This window comes from Vibrio sp. SSH13-20, from assembly GCF_040104475.1.
GTDB lineage: Bacteria > Pseudomonadota > Gammaproteobacteria > Enterobacterales > Vibrionaceae > Vibrio > Vibrio harveyi.
Window position 1 is genome coordinate 382835 of record NZ_JBECOU010000003.1, and the last position, 24003, is coordinate 406837.

A 24003-nucleotide genomic window follows, 5' to 3' on the forward strand; every position below is an offset into this window, starting at 1 on the left:
CCACAAACAAACCTCACTTTTGTTTCTAGCCCCGAATTTATAAGGATTTAACTAAAATTTTCTGTGCCAATATACGGCTAGCAACATTCTAATACAATTGATGTAACAAATTATGCTACATAGAACAGATTTTTAACGATTTTCATGAGAAAAATCATAACAAGTGCACACAAAAATGGAGAAAAATTGACTTTAAGCTTTAACAACAGTACAAAAATGGCACATAAACATCCTGGACGGATTAAATAATAAACAAAGGAGATTGTTATGGCGGATAAGAAAGCTACCCTTCATGTTGAAGGTCATGCGCCGATCGAACTGCCAATTATGGACGGTACGCTAGGTACACCTGTGATTGATGTTCGTAAACTGGGAGCCAATGGTTACTTTACTTTTGACCCAGGTTTTCTTGCCACTGCATCTTGTGAATCGTCAATCACGTACATCGACGGCGGCAAAGGTATTCTTTTGCACCGCGGTTACCCAATTGACCAATTAGCCAATAACGCAGATTACTTGGAAGTATGTTACATCCTGCTTTATGGCGAAGCCCCTACCCGTGAGCAATACGAGCAATTCAAAACAACGGTTACTCGCCATACAATGGTGCACGAGCAAATCGCAAGCTTCTTCCATGGCTTCCGTCGCGACGCTCACCCAATGGCAGTAATGTGTGGTGTAGTTGGTGCACTAGCGGCCTTCTACCACGATTCACTAGATATCAACAACGACGAACACCGTGAAATTGCGGCGTACCGTCTGCTATCGAAAATGCCAACATTGGCGGCGATGTGTTACAAGTACTCAATCGGTCAGCCATTTATCTACCCTCGTAACGACCTAAGCTACGCAGAAAACTTTTTACACATGATGTACGCAAACCCATGTGAAGAATACGAAGTAAACCCTGTTGTTGCTCGTGCGATGGATAAAATCTTTACGCTTCACGCAGATCACGAACAAAACGCATCAACATCGACCGTTCGTCTATCTGGTTCTTCTGGAGCGAACCCATTCGCATGTATTGCCGCAGGTATTGCTTCTCTATGGGGTCCTGCACACGGTGGTGCAAACGAAGCATGTCTGAAGATGCTTGAAGAGATCGGCAGTGTAGAGAACATTCCTGAGTACGTTGAACGTGCAAAAGACAAAGATGACCCATTCCGTCTAATGGGCTTTGGTCACCGCGTTTACAAAAACTACGATCCACGCGCTACAGTTATGCGCGAAACATGTCACGAAGTTCTAAAAGAGCTAAACATTAAAGATCCACTACTAGACGTAGCAATGGAGCTTGAGCGTATTGCACTTTCTGACGAATACTTCGTGTCTAAGAAGCTTTACCCGAACGTAGACTTCTACTCAGGTATCATCCTAAAAGCGATCGGCATTCCTGTATCGATGTTTACGGTAATCTTCGCGATTTCTCGTACTATCGGTTGGATCGCTCACTGGAACGAAATGCACAGCGACCCACTAAACCGAATCGGTCGTCCTCGTCAGCTATACACAGGTGAAACTCAGCGTGAGTTCTCTCCACTGCACGAGCGTGAATAACCGTTAGAATCGATAATCGGAAAGAGTTGGGGTTGACGTGAAAGCGTCAACCCTTTCTTTATTTGAAGAGATGAGAACACGCAGCGTTCTATGAAATGCGTCGCATCGAGAGACTATTTCTCTACGCTCTTACAGCTATTACACAAGAAATTCCTGACGTTGCTCCTACCTCACAATCGGAGATGACGTCGTGAAGACTTCAGAGTTTTCGTCTTCTTTATGAGCGAGGCACAAGTGAGTCGGGGATCTGCTCTTTCTCTCTGTTTAGAAAGCAGAGCGTCCCCGTATCACGAAGGATGAAGTCCGTCCCGTCTATACTGGATTATCAATATCGATAAACGTGACATCTAACCCGTGCTCTTGCGCCAACCATTCACCCAACGCCTTAATACCGTAACGTTCTGTAGCATGGTGACCCGCAGAGAAATAATGAATGTCTAACTCACGAGCGGTGTAAGTTGTTCGTTCTGAGATCTCACCCGAAATAAACGCATCTAATCCGTGCTGAGCGGCAAGCTCAATAAAATCTTGACCACCGCCAGTACACCAACCGACGGTCTCAATCATTTTGTCTGCATTTTCAGGTGCGATATGCAAAGGTTCACGGTTTAGGACTTGATTAATTTTGTTCGCAAACTCAGCACCTGTCATCGCTTGTTTTAAACGACCAAACATCGCCACGGACTGAGGGTGACCTTCTAACCCACCTTCAACCGAGATATTCAACAAACGAGCAAGCTCAGCGTTATTGCCGAGTTCTGGGTGAATATCTAACGGTAAGTGGTAGCCGTAAAGGTTGATGTCGTTTTTAATCAAACTACGAATGCGCTTACCTTTCATACCACGAATAGGCTCTGGTTCACCTTTCCAAAAGTACCCATGATGCACAAGCAGAGCATCAGCTTCCAACTCGATGGCTTTATTGATCAAGGCTTGTGAAGCAGTGACACCAGTTACGATACGTTTGATTTCTGATTTACCTTCTACTTGCATTCCATTTGGCGCGTAGTCTTTGATAAGTTGCGGTGACAATTTCTCGTTGAGGATCTTTTCTAACTGTAAATTATTCATTATTACTTCCAATACTTGTGGCTTGAGCAAAGTGTATATCGAACCGCAATCCAGATGCCAGTTGTGACATCCCCAACTCAAACAAATTTAGATACAATAGAAAGGCTTTACCCGTGACAACAAGGATAATGGATGAATTCACTACAACGTTTCCAACAATGGATTGCTGACACCTCTCCACTTTTCAAACTTAAGCCCCCTTTTGTCACTGTCAAAGATATTCAGACGCAGGCTCTGCCAGACAATGAAGAATATGATGGAAACCCTCGCCTTGGTTTTCTGTATCAGTACCTTTGCACCAAGTTGCTAACCTGTTCGCCTCGTTATGAACTGGTTGCTGAAGAGATTCAATTAAATGACGCCACTGGGCGAACCATTGGTGCTGTCGATCTGATCTTAAAAGATGTAGAAAGTAATCAACATGAGCATTGGGAAGTCGCAATTAAATTCTACTTACTTCATCAAGGCGTTTGGTATGGACCGAATGCTCACGACCAACTGCACAAAAAGCTCGAACGCATGCTCAACCACCAGCTAAAAATGAGCCAAAGGGAAGAGTTTCGTCTGCAACTACCGCTAAACAGTGAACCGAGTGAACATTTACTAATGCAGGGACGTCTGTACGTAAACCCTTTTTCAAAAGAGCCTATCCCTACAACCTGTTTAGGTTATGAATTAGACCCTATACAAATATCTGGTTTCTGGTGTTATCAAAGCCAATGGGAACAAATTAAACAGCCACTTTACGCACTTCCTAAACCGCTCTGGGCAACTGGTAATGAGGAATTCTTGGATCCAATCGACAAACCATCTGATAGGTTTGTTCACGCGCAGACAAAGGACGGTCAGTTTTGGTTTGTTGTACCGGATACGTGGCCCAATTAAAAACGAAAGACATTTTATTTTGTCTTTTTAGGGACAAGTTCTTTCAACGAGCTAATCTCGACATTTCCGGTTATAAGAAAGATTCTCGACCACAACCTTTCGCCGCTTTCGGGAATGACGCTGCCGAGGTCCAGTATATCCAGTTCATCACCTTCACAAGGGAGAAACGAACGAGTTGGGCTCCCTTTCTTTTTGCTCGCCTCTCCAAGCGAAGCTCCTTCGAATCTTGAAGCGAAGCATTACCTCTTCACAAACAAAAAAGGGTCGACACAAAGTCGACCCTTTCAAACAATAATCGCTTAAGTTACAAACCAGCGGCTGCAAATACTTGATTAACGATTTCTTGTGCTTCAGCTTCGATTTGTTTTAGGTGCTCTTCACCTTTGAAGCTTTCACAGTAAATTTTGTAGATGTCTTCAGTGCCTGATGGACGAGCTGCGAACCAACCATTAGCGGTCGTGACTTTAAGACCACCAATTGCAGCACCGTTACCAGGAGCGTGCGTTAGACGAGCAGTGATTGCATCACCTGCTAGTGTTTCAGCCGCTACCATTTCAGGTGAAAGCTTCTTCAGTACGTCTTTTTGCGGACCATTCGCTACAGCTTGAATACGGTTGTACTTAGACTCACCATGCTTCGCAGCTAGCTCCTCATAGTAATCTTGCGGGTTCTTACCCGTTACCGCAGTGATCTCTGCCGCTAGAAGACATAACAAGATGCCATCTTTGTCTGTTGACCAAGGCGTACCATCTTTACGAAGGAAAGACGCACCAGCACTTTCTTCACCGCCGAAGCCGAACTTACCAGTGTATAGACCATCAACAAACCATTTGAAACCGACTGGTACTTCGCACAGTTCACGACCTAAATCAGCCACAACACGGTCAATAAGAGCACTTGATACTAGCGTTTTACCAACAGCAACATCTTTGCCCCACGCATCGCGATGACGGTATAGGTAGTCAATACAAACCGCTAAGAAGTGGTTCGGGTTCATCAAACCTTTTGGCGTAACGATACCGTGACGGTCGTAGTCAGGGTCATTACCAAAAGCTAAATCATATTCATCTTTCAATGCCAATAGACCAGCCATTGCGTAAGGAGAAGAACAATCCATACGTACAACGCCATCTTTATCGAGAGACATGAATTGGAAAGAAGGATCAATCGCTTCACTTACTAGCGTTAGGTCTAGGTTGTACACCTGACCAATTTGACGCCAGTAATCAATACCGCTACCACCCAATGGATCAACACCAATTTTCAAGTTTGCTTTTTGGATTGCTTCCATATCGATAACATTAACTAGGTCATCGATGTACGGTTTCAGCAAGTCCATCTCTACAAACAGATCCGATGCTTTTGCTTCTGCTAGAGGTAAGCGTTTAACACCTTGTAGACCTTCGGCAATTAGCGCATTTGCACGATCTTCGATCGCTTGAGTCAGTTCAGCTTCTGCAGGACCACCGTGAGTCGGATTGTATTTGATACCGCCGTCTTGTGGTGGGTTGTGAGATGGTGTGATCACGATGCCATCTGCCTTATCATCGTGCTTGATGTTGTAAGTCAGGATCGCATGAGAAATACCCGGCGTTGGTGTGTAGCCGTTGTCTTGCTGCACAATCACTTGTACACCGTTTGCAATCAATACTTCAACCACACTTGAAAAAGCAGGCTCAGAAAGCGCGTGAGTGTCTTTCCCCACAAACAATGGACCCGTTGTGCCTTGTTCTGCACGAACTTCCGCTACCGCTTGAGCAATCGCTAAGATGTGGTTTTCGTTAAAAGTGTGTTTGTCTGCAGTACCGCGATGACCAGAAGTACCAAATTGAACTTTATGTTCTGCATTAGTTGCATCTGGCTGAAGTAAGAAGTAATTAGCAACGAGTGCTGGGATATTGTGAAGATCTTCCTGCTGCGCTTTTTGCCCAGCACGAGGGTGCATAGCCATGTTTGACATCCTTTCTTTAAATACAAATATAATCAAAAAAGCCTCATAATATCCGCTACACGCTACACATTATGAGGCTTCTATCAGGTTTCTTAGATTGAACCTGTTACTTTCTCTATTAAGTCAGGCTGGAATTCCATGTGCGTCATCACCTGCTCCACCATTTGTCGTTTACGACTGGTGTTGTTGTTAGTGATTACCCAAAATGGCGTACCAGGAATTGCTTTAGGTTTGGTAGTGTTACCATTTGCTAGTAGAGTCTCTTCGTTATCAGCAAAGTAAACACGTTTGCGTCCCTTCACTTTTGTCGCTTGGGAGAAACTCTCTGGATTTAGTTTGTGTAAGGTTGATAGTACCAACATGAAGCGATCAATCGCTTTCTTAAGACCAGCAAACTCATCAGAGATAAGTAGAGAACGCATCTCTTTTACGGTATCTACTGATTCTGCTTTACCTGCATCTTTACTTACTACAATCCCTTGTGGCTTTTCTACTACAGGTGCAATGACTGCTTCCTGCAACTGACCATCAAGGTTCAAAAGGCGTCGTAAAATATCCGAGGCACTTTCACCGATATGCTTGGTTTGACCTGCAATGTAACGGTATAGATCCTCATCAACCTCAATTGTTTTCATTCGCTTTTCACATTCTCAATGTTTAAACTTTGGGGGATTATAACGAGATCCTCGCGGATACTCCACGTTAAACCCATCACGAATAAGATAAAATGTCAGCATTACTCAACTATAAGCAGGAAGGGCAAGGCCAAACGGTTGTTTTGATTCATGGATTATTTGGCAGTTTCAGTAATCTAGGTTTACTGGCTCGCGATCTCGTTCAAGATCACTCAGTGATCAGCATTGATCTCCGAAATCATGGTCTTTCTTTCCATTCAGATACACACAATTACGAAGTGATGGCACAAGATATTGCTGATTTACTTCACCATTTAAACATCGAGCCAGCGTTAGTTATTGGTCACTCAATGGGTGGCAAAGTAGCGATGAAACTCGCAGATGTCGCACCTGAATTCGTCAAACAGCTGATTGTATTAGACATGGCTCCTGTGGCTTATCAAACCAACCGTCATGACAATGTATTTAATGGCTTGCGAGCAGTAATCGAGGAACAACCAGCCAATCGACAACAAACTATGGATATTCTCGCTCAACACATCGAGATGGATGGAGTCAGACAATTCTTGTCAAAGTCCCTATATAAAAACGGGAACAAAATGGATTGGCGTTTTAACGTCACGGGCTTACTGAACAACTACGACAGCATCATCGGTTGGAATGACATCGCACCCACAGACATTCCAACTCTATTTGTTAAAGGCGGCGATTCCGACTACTTGATGCCAGAGCACCAGGCTGCAGTTAAGCGTCAGTTTAACAATGCAAAAGCGCACATTATTGCTAACACAGGACACTGGTTACATGCAGAAAAACCAGCAGAAGTTATGCGGGTGATCAGGAAATATATTTCCAGTTAACAAATTCGGAAAACAACGCCAGATTATTGAAATAACCCTTCTTGTTGTGCATTAACTTTACGGTTTAACAGTGGTATAGTGCGCCCAAGAATTTTTGGCATGAAGGACGACAATGCTATACGACTATATGGACATGCTCGAGTCGATCGGGCTCGATCTTCTTTTTGCTGCTATCTTCTTTTTCATCGGGATGGCAATAAAAGATGTACTAAAACAAGGTAACGTACCTGTTTTCGGTCGTCGTATTGTGTGGTTGGTTCTTTTCCTTGGCTGCGCTGGCTTCATTGCGAAAGGTCTGATTCAGCTCAGTTGGGAAGGCACAGGGCTCGGTTAAGCTCTCTATCCCATAGCCAGTAACAAACAATGTAAAGGTATAGACTCTATGGCAAGTGTAGGTATCTTCTTCGGTAGCGACACAGGTAATACTGAAGCCGTTGCAAAGATGATTCAAAAGCAACTAGGTAAACAACTAGTTCACGTCCAAGACATCGCAAAAAGCAGCAAAGAAGACATTGATAACTTTGATCTTCTGCTTCTAGGTATCCCGACTTGGTACTACGGCGAAGCACAATGTGACTGGGATGACTTCTTCCCTGAACTTGAGCAAATCGACTTCTCGACAAAGCTAGTTGCTATCTTCGGTTGTGGTGACCAAGAAGATTACGCAGAGTACTTCTGTGATGCAATGGGTACAGTACGTGATATCGTTGAAGCGAAAGGTGGCACTATTCTGGGTCACACTTCAACTGAAGGTTACGAGTTCGAAGCATCTAAAGCACTTGTAGAAGGTGATGATAGCCAGTTTGTAGGTCTATGTATCGATGAAGACCGTCAACCAGAACTTACTGATGAACGTGTTGAAAACTGGGTTAAGCAAATCTACGAAGAGATGTGCCTAGCTGAGCTTGAAGGCTAATTAAAAGCATTCATTAAAAAGACCTCCACTCTGGAGGTCTTTTTGTATGTGGTAATCAAGATGCCTCAGTGGCAATTTCTTCTTCGCGGAATTGTGGTTTCTTGCGTACATACAATTTGCGCTGAACTTCAGAGACCACATTGCCTTCCTTATCTTTGACGTGGGTAATAAACTCAGGGAAACATTTTTCTCCATTGCGCGTCATCTGATAGATGTCGTCCAGCACTCCTTCCGTCACCTCAAATTCAGCAAACAAATCACTTTGTCCTGGCTTGATAAAGTTGATGCTCGCCTCTTTGTCCCATACATAATATTCTTCACGCAGAATGCCCATAAGCATCAGCGAGTAGATAGGATCAGTCAGGGAAAAAATGCTCCCTCCATATTGAGTGCGATTGGCATTTTTATTCCACCATCTCAACTTCAAACGTACTTTAACCGTTCGAAAGTCTTCAGAAATATGTAAGATTTTAATACCCGCCCCCCAAAATGGCGGCCAAATATTGAGCGCAAATTTCACAATTCCCGGTTTATATATCTTAGCAAGTCGCTTATTCATAACTTTCCATGTCTTTGCGATTCTGATGTTATCAACTTGTAACTGGTCTGATCTGTAATATAATCGACCTGTTTCTAATTTACAAAAAGAATCTATTAACCCTTTGAAGTTCGTGGTTTAATGTTTCGAACGCTTCGCCTATAATGGTAGGAATATTGAATTCTGTTAAATCGCTGCAGATGATCCAACGGGAAAGTATATGTCAGACAATAATCAGGCGCTGAAGGATGCGGGCTTAAAAGTAACCCTTCCGAGGCTAAAAATTCTAGAAGTACTTCAGCAGCCAGACTGCCAGCACATCAGTGCTGAAGATTTGTACAAAAAGCTGATTGATCTCGGTGAAGAGATTGGTCTTGCAACCGTTTATCGTGTACTCAACCAATTCGATGATGCTGGTATTGTAACTCGTCACCACTTTGAGGGCGGCAAATCAGTTTTTGAATTATCAACGCAACACCACCACGACCACCTTGTTTGTCTGGATTGTGGTGAAGTTATTGAATTTTCTGACGATGTTATTGAGCAACGTCAAAAAGAAATCGCCGCTAAGTACAACGTGACGTTGACTAACCACAGCTTATACCTATACGGTAAATGCAGCGACGGTTCTTGCAAAGATAATCCAGACGCACACAAACCTGTAAAATAAGAAGTATTTCTTTTTATTGATAAACATAGTAAAACGTCAGCTAAGGCTGACGTTTTTTTATGGAGAAGAGCAATGAAGAGAAGGAACCCTCAAGGCTTTACCCTACTAGAACTTATCATTGCGATCGTCATTCTCGGCATCCTAGCTGTTGTTGCAGCTCCCCGTTTTTTAAACCTCCAAGACGATGCGTATCAAGCAAAAATGGAATCCATCGCTGACCAATTCGAAACAGGCGTGCGATTTACCCAAAGCCAATGGTTAGTCAATGGTGGAACACAGGAAGCTCAAACAGATATCGATGGATATGGTGGTGGCGAACTGGATGTAAATGAGTTTGGCTTTCCGCTTGGCACTAACAAGGGCAACAGAAATGGCGTGATTGGCAACCCGTATAACATAGGACAAGGGAATGCTGGTTGTATTGCCGTGTGGCAAGCTTTACTCGGCAACGAATACTCTCTATCAAATAATCGTAACGCGAACGATAGGTTTGATTTTATTACCCGACGAGTCCAAGACAAAGAATCCCACCAATCTGTTTGTTATTATACCTTTACTAAAAAAGGTTACGATCGCAATCCTGATAACTCTAGCTTCGTCATATGGTATGACTCAAAAACAGGCAGCGTCACGACATCAAAACCAACTAGACTGGAATAACAAACAAAAATGCCAGCAATGATGCTGGCATTTTTATTAGCGAAGGATTGAGATTATTGGTTCTCGATTTTCGCCCAAGTATCACGTAGACCAACCGTACGGTTGAATACTAGGTTCTCTGCTGAAGAGTCTTTTGAATCTGCACAGAAGTAACCCATACGCTCAAACTGATAACCTGTTTCCGCTTCTGCGTTTACTAGGCTTGGCTCAACAAAACCGTTTAGAACCACTAGTGATTCTGGGTTGATTGTCGCAGCAAAGTCATCCGCAGCCGCTGGGTTTGGTACTGTGAACAAACGATCGTACATGCGGATTTCTGCAGGCAATGCTTTGTCTGCTGATACCCAGTGAATTACGCCTTTCACTTTACGACCATCTGCAGGGTTCTTACCTAGCGTTTCAGCATCGTAAGTACAGAAGATTGTCGTGATGTTACCTTCTGCGTCTTTTTCGATGCGCTCAGCTTTGATCACGTATGCGCCACGTAGACGAACTTCTTTACCTAGAACAAGACGCTTGTATTTCTTGTTTGCTTCTTCACGGAAGTCTTCGCGCTCGATCCAAACTTCACGAGTGAATGGCACTTCACGCTCACCCATCTCAGGTTTGTTTGGATGGTTAGCAACAGTCAGCGTCTCTACCGCGCCTGCTTCGAAGTTCTCGATAACGATCTTAACTGGATCTAGAACAGCCATCGCACGTGGTGCGTTTTCGTTTAGATCATCACGAATACAAGATTCGAGTGAACCGAACTCAATCATGTTCTCTTGCTTCGTTACGCCGATGCGCTTACAGAATTCACGAATAGATGCTGATGTGAAGCCACGACGACGCAAACCAGACACTGTAGGCATACGTGGGTCATCCCAACCATCAACCAATTTCTCAGTCACTAGTTGGTTTAGCTTACGCTTAGACATCACTGTGTATTCAAGATTTAGGCGGCTGAATTCGTACTGGTGTGGACGACAATCAATCGTGATGTTGTCTAGAACCCAGTCGTACAGACGACGGTTATCCATGAACTCTAGAGTACAAATAGAGTGCGTAATGCCCTCTAGCGCATCAGAGATACAGTGTGTGAAGTCGTACATTGGGTAAATGCACCACTTATCACCAGTCTGGTGGTGAGTCGCAAAACGTACACGGTAAATAACTGGGTCACGCATTACCATGAATGAAGAACCCATGTCGATCTTCGCACGTAAACACGCTTTACCTTCTTCGAACTCACCTGCACGCATTTTTTCAAATAGCGCTAGGTTTTCTTCGATTGGACGATCACGGTATGGGCTTGGTTTACCCGGAGCCGTTAGCGTACCGCGGTATTCACGAATCTGCTCAGGACTTAGCTCATCAACGTACGCTAAGCCTTTATTAATCAATTCAATTGCATATTCGTAAAGCTTGTCGAAGTAGTTTGATGAGTAACATACTTCACCATCCCACTCGAAGCCCAACCAGTTTACATCTTTCTTGATAGACTCAACGTATTCGATGTCTTCTTTTTCAGGGTTTGTATCGTCGAAACGTAAGTTACATTGACCCTGGTAGTCCTGAGCAATACCGAAGTTCAAACAGATAGACTTAGCATGACCGATATGCAGGTAGCCATTTGGCTCCGGCGGGAATCGAGTATGCACGCTAGTGTGTTTACCATCCGCTAGATCTTTATCAATGATCTGGCGAATAAAGTTTGATGGACGAGCATCAGCTTCACTCATCTATAGCACCTCAAAAATATTAGTATTGTCAGAGAAAACAGTACTCCGTAGCCTTACTCGGTTTACAGAGTGCATTGTTCCTAATGATCCACAATTCTTAGCGATTAGACAACAAGAACCGTCGTTAAAACGGGAATATTTCTGTTCTTCGCTTGAAAGCGCAGCATATTAAATCCGTATAAACAAAAAAAGACCTCCCGAAGGAGGTCTTTATAGAGAGTCATTAAGATGTAATTAAGGAAGTTTTACATCTGATAGGTCTTCACCTGCACCGATTGCTTTCATTTCACCAGCAACGATTTCTGCAAGAGGACCAAGGATAACTTGAAGGTTGTTTTCGCCTAGCTTAACAACACCTTTCGCGCCTAATTTCTTAAGTACTGCTTCGTCTGCAACAGAGCGATCCTTAAGTGTTAGACGTAGACGAGTGATACACGCGTCGATTGAAGTTAGGTTGTCGTGACCACCTAGCGCTTTTAGGTATTGACGAGCTAGGTCACCTTTTGCTGCATCACCAGCAGGAGCTGCAGATGTTTCATCTTCGTCATCTTCACGACCTGGCGATTTCAGGTTGAAAGCGCGGATTGCGAAGCTGAATGTGAAGAAGTATAGAGCACCGAAAGCCAAACCTAGAGCAAGTAGTACTAGAGGCTTAGTTGCTAGACCGTAGTTCAGTACGAAGTCGATTAGACCTGCAGAGAAACCAAAGCCGTGTAGCGTGCCAAGCATGTTTGCAAGTACTAGAGATAGACCTGTAAATACAGCGTGGATAGCGTATAGAGCAGGAGCTAGGAACACGAACATGAACTCTAGAGGTTCAGTGATACCTGTTAGGAATGAACAGAATGCTACTGAGAATAGTGCACCACCAACTTGGCTACGCTTCTCAACCGGAGCTGCTAGGTACATAGCAAGTGCTGCACCAGGTAGACCGAACATCATTACAGGGAAGAAACCGTTCATGAATACACCAGCGCTCTTATCGCCGCCGAAGAAGCGGTGTAGGTCACCAGATTTCAGAGTTTCAGTTACTTCTTTAACTGTTGCTGTGATTTCTGGAGTTACAGAGTTAGCGAATTCGAATGTGTGAGTTTGACCAGCAACAAGAGTCTTAGCTAGAGCTGGGTCAACACAAAGCTGTTGTAGAGCAGGAAGCGCTTGACCCGCCGCTGTTGCGCCAGATACTAGAACTTCTTGACACGTACCCATACCGAACCAGAAGTACGAGTTTAGTACGTGGTGTAGACCTACAGGGATTAGTGCACGGTTAAGCGTACCGTATACGAATTGACCGATAGCACCAGAAGTAGAAACTGCGTGCGCTAACGCGTCAAGACCGCCTTGGATTGTTGGCCATACAACACCAGCAATTGCACCAGCAACTAGCGAGAATAGACCCGCCATGATTGGTACTAGACGTTTGCCAGAGAAGAATGCCAACCACTCAGGTAGACGAGTAGCGTGGAAAGCGTTGTAAGAGTGACCAGCGATGATACCTGCAATGATACCGCCGAAGAATGACATGTTAACGCTTGCATCGATCGTTGCTGCTGTCGCAGTAAGAACGAAGTAAGCAACTGCACCAGCTAGACCTGCAGCACCTTGACCGTCTTTAGAAAGACCAATCGCGATACCTAGACCGAATAGTAGTGGAAGTTGACTAAAGATTGCATTACCAGCAGATGCCATAAACGCAATATCTAAAAGGTCAGGCTGACCCAAACGTAGTAAAAGCGCTGCAACTGGAAGCGTTGCGATAGGAAGCATAAGAGCTTTACCTAACTTCTGCGCGTATCCAAGAATATTCACCTTAAGTTCCCCCTATAGGATTTTATGTTTTGTTGAATGACTTATTTCAGTCGTTCAATTTAGTCGCTATCAGTTTATGATATTAATTTTGCTCCGCAAATTAAAACCTCATTGTTTGTGATCATAATCACCAGAAATTGGTCATTCAGAAGGTTTTTGCTAGCGAGATCATAAAACTTATTTTATTATACGAAAAAATGGCGTTTTAGAGATAAGATTCTCGTACTTTATGCAAGACAGAATCAGTGTTATTTTGGTATCTCTACAGATGATTCGCAGTAACTTCGCTCTGGAAAACAATCATAAAAACTAATTCATTTATTATTTTTCAGTTAGTTACTCTGATAATGACATCGATAAAACGCGACTTGCTGTATGTGACTCGTTATCTAATTCAGTGATACAAACTAAGTACCAGCCTGACTCATAGAGTCACCAGTTAGATAACGGGACAGAAAATGAATTCTCATCTATAAGGACTAGCTGACTATGTACGCGCTAAGTAACTGTAAAATCTATACCGGTAGTGATGTTCTTACCGATCATGCTGTCATCATCGACAATGACCAGATTCAATCAGTTGTACCAGTGACTCAACTACCAGAAGGTATTGAAGTAAAAGACCTGGACGGTGCTAATCTAAGCCCTGGTTTTATCGACCTACAGCTAAATGGCTGTGGTGGTGTGATGCTTAACGACGAAATCACACCAGAAACAATGCAGATCATGCATGAAGCTAACCTAAAGTCGGGTTGTACAAGCTTCCTACCTACCCTAATCACATCTTCAGACGAAGATATGCGTGCTGCTATCACTGCTGCTCGCGAGTACCACAACAAATACCAAAACCAATCGCTAGGTCTGCATCTTGAAGGTCCGTACCTTAACGTAGCGAAAAAAGGTATTCATAGCGTTGACTTCATCCGCCCTTCTGATGACGGTATGATCGATCTAATCTGTGCTAACGCAGACATCATCGCGAAAGTAACGCTTGCACCAGAACAAAATGATCCTGAGCACATTGCACGCTTGAAAGCAGCTGGCATTGTTGTTTCTATCGGCCACACGAATGCAACTTATGCAGAAGCTCGCCAAGGTTTCGATGCAGGCATCACATTCGCAACTCACCTATTCAACGCGATGACACCGATGGTTGGCCGTGAACCAGGTGTAGTTGGTGCGATTTATGACACCCCTGAAGTCTACGCTGGTATCATCGCTGATGGTTTTCACGTTGATTACGCAAACATCCGAATCGCTCATAAGATCAAAGGCGAAAAGCTTGTTTTGGTGACGGATGCCACAGCTCCAGCAGGTGCTAACATTGATCACTTTATTTTTGTCGGTAAGAAAGTATATTACCGAGATGGTAAGTGTGTTGATGAAAATGGCACACTAGGCGGCTCAGCTCTGACTATGATTGAAGCAGTTCAGAATTCAGTTGAGCACGCAGGCATCGCTTTAGAAGAAGCTCTACGAATGGCTACGCTTTACCCAGCAACCGCAATCGGTGTTGAGGAGCGTCTTGGCCGAGTTCGAAAAGGAATGGTAGCTAACCTGACCATTTTCGATCGTGACTTCAATGTAAAAGCGACGGTTGTTAACGGACAATACGAGCAAAATTAAGCATGAATGGCGGACAGATTGGTAATGTAGATTTAGTAAAACAGCTTAACAGTGCTGCGGTATACAGGCTGATTGACCAACAAGGTCCAATCTCCCGTATTCAAGTCGCGGATGTTAGTCAGCTCGCCCCAGCGAGTGTTACCAAAATAACCCGCCAACTATTAGAGCGCGGCTTGATCAAAGAAGTCGCGCAACAAGCTTCTACCGGTGGTCGTCGAGCCATCTCGTTGACCACTGAAGTAAAACCTTTTCACTCTATCGCTGTACGATTAGGTCGTGACTATGTGCAATTCTGTTTGTACGACCTAGGTGGAACGGCACTTGCAGAAGACCAGCACGAACTTCACTATACCAATCAAGCAGACCTTATCGCAGGTTTGATTGACTTGCTAAAGGACTTCGTGAGTCGCTGCCAAGATAAAATTGACCAACTGATTGCTATCGGTATCACACTGCCTGGTTTGGTGAACCCAACCACAGGCGTAGTGGAATACATGCCGAATACAGACATCGATAACCTTGCACTGGGTGAAATCATCCGTGAAAAGTTCAATACCGCTTGTTTTGTCGGTAACGATGTTCGTGGTATGGCATTGGCTGAACATTACTTTGGTGCAAGCCAAGATTGCCAAGACTCAATTCTTGTCAGTGTTCACCGTGGTACTGGTGCCGGCATCATTGTCAATGGTCAAGTATTCCTTGGCTTCAACCGTAACGTCGGTGAAATTGGTCACATCCAAATCGACCCACTTGGCGAGCAATGCCAATGTGGCAACTTTGGCTGTCTAGAAACGGTTGCAGCAAACCCAGCAATCGTACAACGTGTTAAAAAGCTTATTGCACAGGGCTATGAATCAAGCCTTACTCAACTAGAGCACATCACAATCGATGACGTTTGTACTCATGCGATGAACGGCGATGAACTTGCTAAGCAAAGCTTAGTGCGCGTAGGCAACCAACTTGGTAAAGCTATCGCAATTACGATTAACTTGTTTAACCCACAAAAAATCGTCATTGCCGGTGACATTACGGCGGCTGAAGAAATTGTTTTCCCAGCAATCCAGCGCAATGTTGAAAACCAATCTTTGAAGACTTTCCATAACGAACTTCCGATTGTTGCTTCTCATATTGATAAGCAACCAACAATGGGCGCATTCGCAATGATAAAGCGCGCCATGTTGAACGGAGTTTTGTTACAAAAGTTACTAGAAGACTAAGTTTATACAACCAATTGAGTTACAATCTCGGGCTGTGGTTTCACAGCCCGTTTTTGTATATCAGGAATATAGCTCAATAGTATGGAAATTATTCTAATTACAACGGCGTTTCTCGCCGGCTTCATCGCTCTAAAATGTAACCTTCCGCCCTTGGTTGGTTTCCTACTCGCAGGCTTCGGTCTTCACGCGTTTGGCTACCAAAGTAATGACGTCATTGTCACGCTTGCTGATCTTGGTGTGACCTTGCTGCTTTTCACTATTGGTCTAAAGTTGGACGTAAAAACGCTACTTTCCAAAGAGATTTGGGGTGGCGCAACCGCGCACAATATTCTTTCTACCCTTTTCTTTGCGCTGGTTCTCGTTGGTCTAAAACTGCTCGGTTTGTCATCACTGGCCACTATGGAACACAGCCAGATTCTGTTGTTGGCTTTCGCTCTGTCTTTTTCTAGTACTGTCTTCGCGGTAAAAACCCTGCAAGAAAAAGGTGAGATGAATGCGACTTACGGCACCCTAGCAATTGGTATTCTGGTCATGCAGGATATTTTTGCTGTGGTCTTCCTTACCGCTTCAACAGGTAAAATTCCGGAGTGGTATGCGATAGGTTTGTTTGCTCTCCCTCTTATCCGCCCATTGTTCTACAAACTCCTAGATAAAGTAGGTCACGGCGAGATGCTGGTTCTATTTGGTATCTTCTTTGCGCTCGTCGTCGGGGCTGGTTTGTTTGAACTCGTCGGTATGAAGCCAGATTTAGGCGCGCTGATTTTAGGCATGTTACTAGCCGGGCATCGTAAAGCATCAGAGTTATCAAAATCGCTCTTTAATATGAAAGAGCTCTTCCTCGTGTGCTTCTTCCTCAATATTGGTTTGTCAGCATCATTGAGCTTCACTGGTGTGGGTCTTGCGCTGCTATTCATTTTGTTGCTGCCAATCAAAGGTCTGCTGTATTTCCTTACTATCAACCACTTTAAGTTCCGTGTTCGGACTTCATTACTGACGTCTCTTTCTCTTTTCAACTACAGTGAATTTGGTTTGATTGTCGGTGGACTGGCTTACAAGATGGGCTGGATGCCTAGTGACATGCTAGCGGCTATCGCTGTGGCTGTTTCGATTTCATTTATCATCTCAGCACCGTTAAATCGCCTTGGTCACCAAATCTACCAACACTCGGGCAAATGGTTACAAGAAACGGCGGCAGAGAAATTGAACCAACGAGATCAATTAATCAATCCAGGGCATGCCCAAGTATTGATCCTAGGTATGGGTCGAATTGGCACCGGTGCTTACGACGAATTACGATCTCGCTATGGCAAAGTTTCTCTTGGTGTTGAAGTAAGAGAAGAAGCTGCGCATAAACACCGCTCTGAAGGTCGCAACGTTATTTCAGGCGATGCAACAGACCCTGACTTTTGGGAACGCATTTTAGATACAGCAAACGTAAAGTTGGTCCTATTGGCGATGCCACACCACCAAGGTAACCAAACCGCGCTTGAACAGCTTCAAAGCCGAAACTATAAAGGGCAAATAGCAGCAATTGCCGAATACCCAGATCAACTTGAAGGCTTACTAGAGACTGGGGTCGACGCCGCATTCAACATCTATAGCGAAGCTGGTAGTGGTTTCGCACGCCATGTTTGCGAGCAACTTCAACCTCAATTTACACCGATGAAATAAGCATCAAACGTAACTATCCTTATTGAGCCCTCTTCTAATAAGAGGGCTTTTTTGTGCATTTTTTAAACCAAACCTTGATCTCATTCATCAGATTAAGGTTATTTTTAAACAATATCTAATCATCAAGCCTTTTTATCATTTTTTTCATCATCAAACGTTGCTTTTTTTACTCAGAATGGCAAATTGAACCTATACCGATTAAAAATTGTTTAGTTTAAAAAGGATGTTGTATGTGTTCAGTATTTGGCATTTTAGACATTAAGAGCGATGCAGCAGCATTGCGCCCTATCGCACTTGAGATGTCGAAAAAGCTTCGTCACCGCGGTCCAGACTGGTCTGGTATTTACTCATCAGAACGCGCGATTCTTGCGCATGAACGTTTGGCGATCGTTGGTCTAAATAGTGGTGCTCAACCACTATACAGCCCTGATAAAAAACTCATCCTTGCTGTAAACGGTGAAATCTACAACCACAAAGAAATTCGTGCTCGCTACGAAGGTAAATACGAATTCCAAACTGACTCAGACTGTGAAGTTATCCTAGCGCTATACCAAGACATGGGTGCAGACCTTCTTGAAGAACTAAACGGTATTTTTGCATTCGTACTTTACGATGAAGAAAAAGACGAGTACTTAGTAGGTCGTGACCACATTGGTATCATTCCTCTTTACCAAGGTTATGATGAACATGGTAACTACTACGTTGCATCAGAAATGAAAGCACTGGTACCAGTATGTAAGACCGTGAGCGAGTTCCCTCCGGGTTGTCACTACGGCAGTGCAGATGCAGAACCTCAACGTTACTACATTCGTGACTGGAATGAGTACGCAGCAGTTCAAGGCAACAGCACAAGCAAAGAAGAACTTACAGAAGCTTTAGAAGCTGCGGTAAAACGCCAACTAATGACTGACGTGCCATATGGCGTACTTCTCTCTGGTGGTCTGGATTCATCGATTACATCTGCTGTAGCAAAACGATTTGCAGCAATGCGTATTGAAGACGACGAAAAGTCTGAAGCTTGGTGGCCACAGCTGCACTCTTTCGCTGTAGGTCTAGAAGGAGCACCAGATCTGAAAGCCGCTCGCGAAGTTGCAGAACAAATTGGTACGGTTCACCATGAAATGACGTACACCATCCAAGAAGGCTTGGACGCGATTCGTGATGTGATTTACCACATCGAAACATATGACGTGACGACTATCCGCGCTTCAACACCTATGTTCCTAATGGGTCGTAAGATCAAAGCAATGGGAATCAAAATGGTACTTTCTGGTGAAGGTGCTGATGAAATCTTCGGTGGCTACTTATACTTCCATAAAGCGCCAAACGCGCAAGAGTTCCACGAAGAGACCGTACGTAAGCTTCTAGCTCTGAACATGTTTGACTGTGCACGTGCAAACAAATCGCTAGCGGCATGGGGTGTTGAAGGTCGTGTACCATTCCTAGATAAGGAGTTCATTGACGTAGCAATGCGTTTGAACCCTGCCGATAAGATGTGTGGCAACGGTAAGATGGAGAAGCACATTTTACGTGAGTGCTTCGAACACTACCTACCGGAGTCGATTGCATGGCGTCAGAAGGAACAGTTCTCTGATGGTGTTGGTTACAGCTGGATTGATACGCTAAAAGAAGTCGCAGAGCAAAAAGTAACAGATCAGCAAATGGAGACGGCTCAATTCCGCTTCCCTTACAACACACCTACAACTAAAGAAGGTTATGTATACCGCGAGATCTTTGAAGAGTTGTTCCCTCTACCATCAGCTGCGGAATGTGTTCCTGGTGGCCCATCAGTCGCGTGTTCTTCAGCGAAAGCGATTGAATGGGATGAGTCATTCCAAAACTGTGTTGACCCATCAGGTCGTGCCGTTCAAACCGTACACAACGATGCATACTAATCGTATCACGTGTTAAATAGGGCTGAGTCACCAGCCCTTGAACACTGGTAAGTTAACACGATCAAAAAGAGGTGCATTACGCACCTCTTTTTGATCTTTCAATGAGTTGGTTTACATAAATTCCAAATCATTATTGTCAATGCTGACAGGCACTCGCTTAGAGAGCATTTGAACCAACATAATCGAACGCTTTTCACCATCTTGTTCGTGATAAATCGCATCAATACCAGCAAACTGTCCGTTCATAACACGAACATGATCGCCTGGTTTCGGCATACATTCTGGGCTTGTCGGCTCCTCAGCACACTTTTCAATCTGCTTTAGTTCATAAACAAGATCACCTTGAATCTCTTTTGGTTGTGCTCCGAAGCGTACGAAGTCAACGACACCTCGAGTGGAACGTACCGATGTAAAATTCGGTCCTTGTTCATAATCAAATCGAGAAAAAACATAGCAAGGGAATAATGGTTCTTCGACCTTTTGTCGCTTGCCGCGTAAGATCTTTTCGACCTCCACAGTTGGGTAAAAACACTCTACTCCTTGGTTTTCAAGGTGTTGCTTCGCCCTAACTTGCTCTCCTCGTTTACAATACAATAAATACCAACGTTTCATTTTATTACTAGCCAATTATATTTTTATTTCATCCTAGCATTAAGCCTAGAACGAGTCATGGGTATTCAAGAAACCTATCAGTAAGCCTCTTAAACATAACATGCATAACTTACACTTTTTCGAAGCATTAAGAAAATAAGTCTATAGGCAAAAATGGAAAGTAAGTTTGTAACACGAACGATTCGCCGATTAAAACCCCACAAAATCAACGCGGAGCCATCATTTAATAAGGCAAATGAATCGTCACATAAAATTTTATTGTTTGTAAGTCATCAAAATGACATGTATACGTAGATTTCTTTAAAAAATGTAATAACTACTATTAGAAGAGCTTATGTCAAACCAACATCAATACTTTGGTCACCCACGTGGCTTGTTCTTATTGTTCGGTACTGAACTTTGGGAACGCTTTTCTTACTACGCAATGCGCGCCATTCTAGTACTGTATTTAACTGACACAACAATGAACGGTGGCCTTGGCTGGTCGACTAAAGATGCCCTAGACCTATACGGCATCTATACTGGACTTGTCTACATTACTCCTCTCATCGGTGGTTACCTTGCGGATAACTACTTAGGTCAACGCCGTTCTATCTTGATTGGTGGCGCGTTGATGGCAATCGGTCAATTTACACTAGCAATGCCTGCTGACGCTCTAGGTCTTGGTGCTCTACACACATTCTATTTAGGTCTTGCTCTACTTATCTGTGGTAACGGTCTATTTAAGCCAAACATCTCTACAATGGTTGGTGACTTATATCAAGAAGGTGACAACCGTCGTGATGGTGCTTTCACTATCTTCTACATGGGTATTAACCTTGGTGCATTAATCGCTGGTGTTGTTTCTGGCTCTGTAACAACTGAATTCGGTTGGAAAGCGGGTTTCGTGGCTGCTGGTATCGGTATGCTTATCAGCCTAGTCATGCAGATGACGTTTGCTCAAGCATGGCTTGGTGATATTGGTCGTGTTCCAGCTGCAAAACGTGATCTAGCGATTAAAAAATCTTCTCAAAAAGAACCGTTAACAAAAGAAGAAACGGATCGCATCAAAGTAATCCTAGTGATGAGCCTATTCACTATCGTATTCTGGGCAGGCTTTGAACAAGCTGGCGGTCTAATGAACATCTACACTCAGCAATACACAGATCGAATGATCGGTGGCTTTGAAGTGCCTGCTGCGTGGTTCCAATCACTAAACCCATTCTTCATCATCACGCTAGCACCTGTACTAGCCGTGCTATGGGTGAAACTAGGTAAACGTGAGCCAAACTCACCAGTGAAATTTGCTTTAGCGATGTTCTTCCTAGCGCTTGGTTTCCTATGTATGGTTGGTGCGGTTATTGAGCAAGGCGGTGACACTACAGTTAAGACATCCATGTTGTGGCTTGTTGGTGCATTCTTCTTCCATACTCTAGGCGAATTGTGTCTATCTCCGATTGGTCTGTCTCTTGTTACTAAACTGGCTCCGCTGCGTCTTGCTTCACTAATGATGGGTGCATGGTTTGGCTGTAATGCAATTGCAAACTACGTTGCTGGTTATGTGGGCTCTCACGTTGGTGAGCTAGGTGCACTGGCTATCTTCAGCGGTATTGCAGTAACAGCGATGGTTTCTGGTGTCATTCTTCTGTTGTTCTCTAACACGCTTGTTCGTTGGATGCACGGTGCTGAAAACACACATAGCACAGCAGAACAAATTGAAGAGCAACAAACTCAAGTTGCTTAATATATAAAGTGCAAATAAAAACAAAGGGTCGCAATTGCGACCCTTTTTGTATTCAAAGCTCTAAGTGAAAGAATGTAGGACACAGATGCTTTACAACTTTGAGCGAACCAAATCCACCATCATCTCGATGTGTAACTCGTTGTCATTTAAACACGGAATGTAGCTAAAGCTCTCACCACCAGCTTCTAAGTAAATTTCACGGCACTCTTCTGAGATCTCTTCCAGTGTCTCTAAGCAGTCAGCAGAAAAAGCTGGCGTTACGATATTCAGCTTTTTTTTACCTTGGCTAGGTAGGACTTCTAATGTCTTGTCCGTGTATGGTTGTAACCATTCTTCGCGACCAAATCGAGACTGGTAGGTCATACCAATTTGATCCTCATTCAAACCAAGGGCCTCACCAAGCAAGCGAGTTGTCTCGGCACAATGTTGAGGATAAATATCACCATTGTCCGCGTATCGCTTCGGAATACCATGGTAAGAACACAGCAAGTAATCACCCTGACCATTTGCTTCCCAATGCTCGCGTACCGACTGAGCTAAAGCTTCAATGTATTTAGGGTGATTGTGGTAATCGCGAATAAAACTAAACTCTGGCATCACAGGCATATTCTTAAATGCCTTTGTCATCCCGTCAGAAACTGCAGCTGTCGTTGTTCCTGAGTATTGAGGGTAAAGCGGCAAAACGATCACTTGTTCAACGCCTTGGGCTAATAGCGCCTCAAAACCGGTTTGCAAGCTAGGATTGCCATATGTCATCCCTAGCTCTACTGGCATGTCTAAAGCTGTGCTCAGCTTCTTTGCCTGGCGTTTTGAATACACCATGAGAGGTGATCCCTCTTCCATCCACACCGACTCATACAGCTTGGCAACTTTTGGAGAACGAACTGGAAGAATGATGCCATGCAAAATCGGGCACCAGAGCCACCGTGTCATATCAACAACACGGTAATCATGAAGGAACTGACTTAGAAAGCGTTTAACGGCTGGCGGAGTTGGCTCATCAGGCGTCCCAAGGTTGACCAATAACACGCCCTGCTTCTTATTGTTGTTTTTCATAACATCCTATTCATGGTAAACGGCTTGATTTGTACGGCATATCTAAGAGAAAAGTTCATCGTACTAACAGGCAGAATAAAAAAAAGCGACCCAAAGGTCGCTTTTAAATATATCAAAATATTAAATTTTGCCGTTAGCAAATTATGCTAGCGCTTTCTCAATATCTGCGCTTACTTCTGCAACTTGCTTAGTGCCGTCGAATTTAAGGTACTTAGTGTTGCCAGCTTCTGCTTCTTTGCCGTAGTAGTTGATCAGTGGTGCAGTTTGCTCGTGGTAAACGCCTAGACGTGCGCGTACTGTTTCTTCTTTGTCGTCATCACGAACAACAAGATCTTCACCAGTCACGTCATCTTTACCTTCCACTTTTGGTGGGTTGTAAACAACGTGGTAAGTACGACCAGAAGGAAGGTGAGCACGACGACCAGCCATACGCTCAACAATCACATCATCAGCTACGTCAAATTCAATCACGTAATCTACGTCAACGCCCATTTCTTTTAGGCCATCAGCTTGAGGGATAGTGCGAGGGAAACCATCTAGTAGGAAACCTTTTTCGCAATCGTCTTGAGCAATACGCTCTTTGATTAGACCAAGGATGATTTCATCAGAAACTAGCTGACCAGCGTCGATAACAGCTTTAGCTTGTTTACCAAGCTCTGTACCTGCTTTGATAGCAGCACGAAGCATATCACCAGTAGAGATTTGTGGAATACCGTATTTATCCATGATGAAGTTTGCTTGTGTGCCTTTACCTGCACCTGGAGCACCTAGAAGAATGATGCGCATGATTTATCCTCTTTAATATTTAAGATTTATACCGAAGCTCACAATAGCTGGACTTCTAGGAATCACCCTCGAAGCACTGGCAACGATAAGTTTCGGTATAACGTTTAGGCGAGCCAAAATACACGCCTTATTACTCACATT

General features: G+C 43.9%; 21 protein-coding genes. 12 read left to right on the forward strand and 9 right to left on the reverse strand.

What is annotated here, in order from left to right; genetic code table 11:
• Positions 1-267: 267 nt before the first annotated feature.
• Complete coding sequence (locus ABMY42_RS10480; RefSeq protein WP_005446419.1) at positions 268-1557, forward strand: citrate synthase; 1290 nt, start codon at positions 268-270, stop codon at positions 1555-1557.
• 312 nt (positions 1558-1869) lie between these two features.
• Here ABMY42_RS10480 and ABMY42_RS10485 read toward each other — a convergent pair whose 3' ends face one another.
• Entirely contained in the window at positions 1870-2628 is a 759-nt protein-coding gene (locus tag ABMY42_RS10485; RefSeq protein ID WP_005446417.1) for a Nif3-like dinuclear metal center hexameric protein, read from the reverse strand.
• Positions 2629-2760: 132 nt separating this feature from the next.
• Here ABMY42_RS10485 and ABMY42_RS10490 point away from each other — a divergent pair, with 132 nt between their 5' ends.
• Complete coding sequence (locus ABMY42_RS10490; RefSeq protein ID WP_349266278.1) at positions 2761-3513, forward strand: DUF1853 family protein; 753 nt, start codon at positions 2761-2763, stop codon at positions 3511-3513.
• Between the two features lie 304 nt (positions 3514-3817).
• Here the strand turns inward: ABMY42_RS10490 and pgm are convergent, their stop codons facing one another.
• Together pgm and seqA are read right to left on the reverse strand one after the other, a co-directional pair.
• Positions 3818-5464: a phosphoglucomutase (alpha-D-glucose-1,6-bisphosphate-dependent) gene (gene pgm, locus ABMY42_RS10495; RefSeq protein WP_349266279.1), complete on the reverse strand. Its 1647-nt coding sequence runs from the start codon at positions 5462-5464 to the stop codon at positions 3818-3820.
• 92 nt (positions 5465-5556) lie between these two features.
• Positions 5557-6099: a replication initiation negative regulator SeqA gene (seqA, locus tag ABMY42_RS10500; protein ID WP_349266280.1), complete on the reverse strand. Its 543-nt coding sequence runs from the start codon at positions 6097-6099 to the stop codon at positions 5557-5559.
• A gap of 92 nt (positions 6100-6191) precedes the next feature.
• On the opposite strand from seqA, the gene ABMY42_RS10505 reads away from it, so the two are divergent.
• The 3 genes from ABMY42_RS10505 (at position 6192) to fldA (ending at position 7875) form a co-directional block, all read left to right on the forward strand.
• Positions 6192-6959: an alpha/beta fold hydrolase gene (locus ABMY42_RS10505; protein WP_349266281.1), complete on the forward strand. Its 768-nt coding sequence runs from the start codon at positions 6192-6194 to the stop codon at positions 6957-6959.
• Positions 6960-7071: 112 nt separating this feature from the next.
• A complete protein-coding gene (locus tag ABMY42_RS10510; RefSeq protein ID WP_005446406.1) occupies positions 7072-7293 on the forward strand; it encodes a DUF2788 domain-containing protein in 222 nt (73 codons plus the stop codon).
• A gap of 48 nt (positions 7294-7341) precedes the next feature.
• A complete protein-coding gene (gene fldA / locus ABMY42_RS10515) occupies positions 7342-7875 on the forward strand; it encodes a flavodoxin FldA (protein ID WP_005446405.1) in 534 nt (177 codons plus the stop codon).
• A 55-nt stretch (positions 7876-7930) separates the two neighbouring features.
• On the opposite strand, the gene ABMY42_RS10520 is transcribed toward fldA, so the two are convergent.
• Positions 7931-8434, reverse strand: coding sequence for a DUF4442 domain-containing protein (locus ABMY42_RS10520; RefSeq protein ID WP_349266282.1), 504 nt, complete (start codon positions 8432-8434; stop codon positions 7931-7933).
• Positions 8435-8633: 199 nt separating this feature from the next.
• Between ABMY42_RS10520 and fcrX the strand changes: the two genes are divergently transcribed.
• Positions 8634-9083, forward strand: coding sequence for a ferric iron uptake transcriptional regulator FcrX (gene fcrX / locus ABMY42_RS10525; protein ID WP_005446402.1), 450 nt, complete (start codon positions 8634-8636; stop codon positions 9081-9083).
• 72 nt (positions 9084-9155) lie between these two features.
• Positions 9156-9743 (forward strand): type II secretion system protein, encoded by a 588-nt coding sequence (locus tag ABMY42_RS10530; RefSeq protein WP_005446400.1) that lies wholly within the window; start codon positions 9156-9158, stop codon positions 9741-9743.
• 53 nt (positions 9744-9796) lie between these two features.
• Here the strand turns inward: ABMY42_RS10530 and glnS are convergent, their stop codons facing one another.
• Positions 9797-11467 (reverse strand): glutamine--tRNA ligase, encoded by a 1671-nt coding sequence (gene glnS, locus ABMY42_RS10535; protein WP_005446398.1) that lies wholly within the window; start codon positions 11465-11467, stop codon positions 9797-9799.
• 234 nt (positions 11468-11701) lie between these two features.
• Entirely contained in the window at positions 11702-13276 is a 1575-nt protein-coding gene (nagE, locus tag ABMY42_RS10540) for an N-acetylglucosamine-specific PTS transporter subunit IIBC (RefSeq protein ID WP_005446396.1), read from the reverse strand.
• Positions 13277-13765: 489 nt separating this feature from the next.
• On the opposite strand from nagE, the gene nagA reads away from it, so the two are divergent.
• From nagA to asnB, 4 genes are all read left to right on the forward strand, one after another.
• On the forward strand, positions 13766-14902 hold the full coding sequence (gene nagA, locus ABMY42_RS10545) for an N-acetylglucosamine-6-phosphate deacetylase (RefSeq protein ID WP_005446394.1): 1137 nt from the start codon (positions 13766-13768) through the stop codon (positions 14900-14902).
• A 2-nt stretch (positions 14903-14904) separates the two neighbouring features.
• Complete coding sequence (locus tag ABMY42_RS10550; RefSeq protein WP_005446392.1) at positions 14905-16119, forward strand: ROK family protein; 1215 nt, start codon at positions 14905-14907, stop codon at positions 16117-16119.
• Between the two features lie 81 nt (positions 16120-16200).
• Complete coding sequence (locus ABMY42_RS10555; RefSeq protein ID WP_005446391.1) at positions 16201-17790, forward strand: cation:proton antiporter family protein; 1590 nt, start codon at positions 16201-16203, stop codon at positions 17788-17790.
• 230 nt (positions 17791-18020) lie between these two features.
• A complete protein-coding gene (gene asnB, locus ABMY42_RS10560; protein ID WP_009698590.1) occupies positions 18021-19685 on the forward strand; it encodes an asparagine synthase B in 1665 nt (554 codons plus the stop codon).
• 111 nt (positions 19686-19796) lie between these two features.
• On the opposite strand, the gene rfaH is transcribed toward asnB, so the two are convergent.
• Entirely contained in the window at positions 19797-20297 is a 501-nt protein-coding gene (gene rfaH / locus ABMY42_RS10565; RefSeq protein WP_005446384.1) for a transcription/translation regulatory transformer protein RfaH, read from the reverse strand.
• 334 nt (positions 20298-20631) lie between these two features.
• Here rfaH and ABMY42_RS10570 point away from each other — a divergent pair, with 334 nt between their 5' ends.
• Entirely contained in the window at positions 20632-22020 is a 1389-nt protein-coding gene (locus ABMY42_RS10570) for a peptide MFS transporter (protein WP_005446383.1), read from the forward strand.
• 90 nt (positions 22021-22110) lie between these two features.
• Here the strand turns inward: ABMY42_RS10570 and hemH are convergent, their stop codons facing one another.
• Positions 22111-23076: a ferrochelatase gene (hemH, locus tag ABMY42_RS10575; protein ID WP_349266283.1), complete on the reverse strand. Its 966-nt coding sequence runs from the start codon at positions 23074-23076 to the stop codon at positions 22111-22113.
• Between the two features lie 141 nt (positions 23077-23217).
• Positions 23218-23862 (reverse strand): adenylate kinase, encoded by a 645-nt coding sequence (gene adk, locus ABMY42_RS10580; RefSeq protein WP_005425498.1) that lies wholly within the window; start codon positions 23860-23862, stop codon positions 23218-23220.
• Positions 23863-24003: the final 141 nt, after the last annotated feature.

Excerpts from the sequence above, each read along its gene's own strand:
- ABMY42_RS10480 (WP_005446419.1), top strand. The coding sequence starts at position 268 with ATGGCGGATAAGAAAGCTACCCTTCATGTTGAAGGTCATGCGCCGATC.
- ABMY42_RS10485 (WP_005446417.1), bottom strand. The coding sequence starts at position 2,628 with ATGAATAATTTACAGTTAGAAAAGATCCTCAACGAGAAATTGTCACCG.
- ABMY42_RS10490 (WP_349266278.1), top strand. The coding sequence starts at position 2,761 with ATGAATTCACTACAACGTTTCCAACAATGGATTGCTGACACCTCTCCA.
- pgm (WP_349266279.1), bottom strand. The coding sequence starts at position 5,464 with ATGGCTATGCACCCTCGTGCTGGGCAAAAAGCGCAGCAGGAAGATCTT.
- seqA (WP_349266280.1), bottom strand. The coding sequence starts at position 6,099 with ATGAAAACAATTGAGGTTGATGAGGATCTATACCGTTACATTGCAGGT.
- ABMY42_RS10505 (WP_349266281.1), top strand. The coding sequence starts at position 6,192 with ATGTCAGCATTACTCAACTATAAGCAGGAAGGGCAAGGCCAAACGGTT.
- ABMY42_RS10510 (WP_005446406.1), top strand. The coding sequence starts at position 7,072 with ATGCTATACGACTATATGGACATGCTCGAGTCGATCGGGCTCGATCTT.
- fldA (WP_005446405.1), top strand. The coding sequence starts at position 7,342 with ATGGCAAGTGTAGGTATCTTCTTCGGTAGCGACACAGGTAATACTGAA.
- ABMY42_RS10520 (WP_349266282.1), bottom strand. The coding sequence starts at position 8,434 with ATGAATAAGCGACTTGCTAAGATATATAAACCGGGAATTGTGAAATTT.
- fcrX (WP_005446402.1), top strand. The coding sequence starts at position 8,634 with ATGTCAGACAATAATCAGGCGCTGAAGGATGCGGGCTTAAAAGTAACC.
- ABMY42_RS10530 (WP_005446400.1), top strand. The coding sequence starts at position 9,156 with ATGAAGAGAAGGAACCCTCAAGGCTTTACCCTACTAGAACTTATCATT.
- glnS (WP_005446398.1), bottom strand. The coding sequence starts at position 11,467 with ATGAGTGAAGCTGATGCTCGTCCATCAAACTTTATTCGCCAGATCATT.
- nagA (WP_005446394.1), top strand. The coding sequence starts at position 13,766 with ATGTACGCGCTAAGTAACTGTAAAATCTATACCGGTAGTGATGTTCTT.
- ABMY42_RS10550 (WP_005446392.1), top strand. The coding sequence starts at position 14,905 with ATGAATGGCGGACAGATTGGTAATGTAGATTTAGTAAAACAGCTTAAC.
- ABMY42_RS10555 (WP_005446391.1), top strand. The coding sequence starts at position 16,201 with ATGGAAATTATTCTAATTACAACGGCGTTTCTCGCCGGCTTCATCGCT.
- asnB (WP_009698590.1), top strand. The coding sequence starts at position 18,021 with ATGTGTTCAGTATTTGGCATTTTAGACATTAAGAGCGATGCAGCAGCA.
- rfaH (WP_005446384.1), bottom strand. The coding sequence starts at position 20,297 with ATGAAACGTTGGTATTTATTGTATTGTAAACGAGGAGAGCAAGTTAGG.
- ABMY42_RS10570 (WP_005446383.1), top strand. The coding sequence starts at position 20,632 with ATGTCAAACCAACATCAATACTTTGGTCACCCACGTGGCTTGTTCTTA.
- hemH (WP_349266283.1), bottom strand. The coding sequence starts at position 23,076 with ATGAAAAACAACAATAAGAAGCAGGGCGTGTTATTGGTCAACCTTGGG.
- adk (WP_005425498.1), bottom strand. The coding sequence starts at position 23,862 with ATGCGCATCATTCTTCTAGGTGCTCCAGGTGCAGGTAAAGGCACACAA.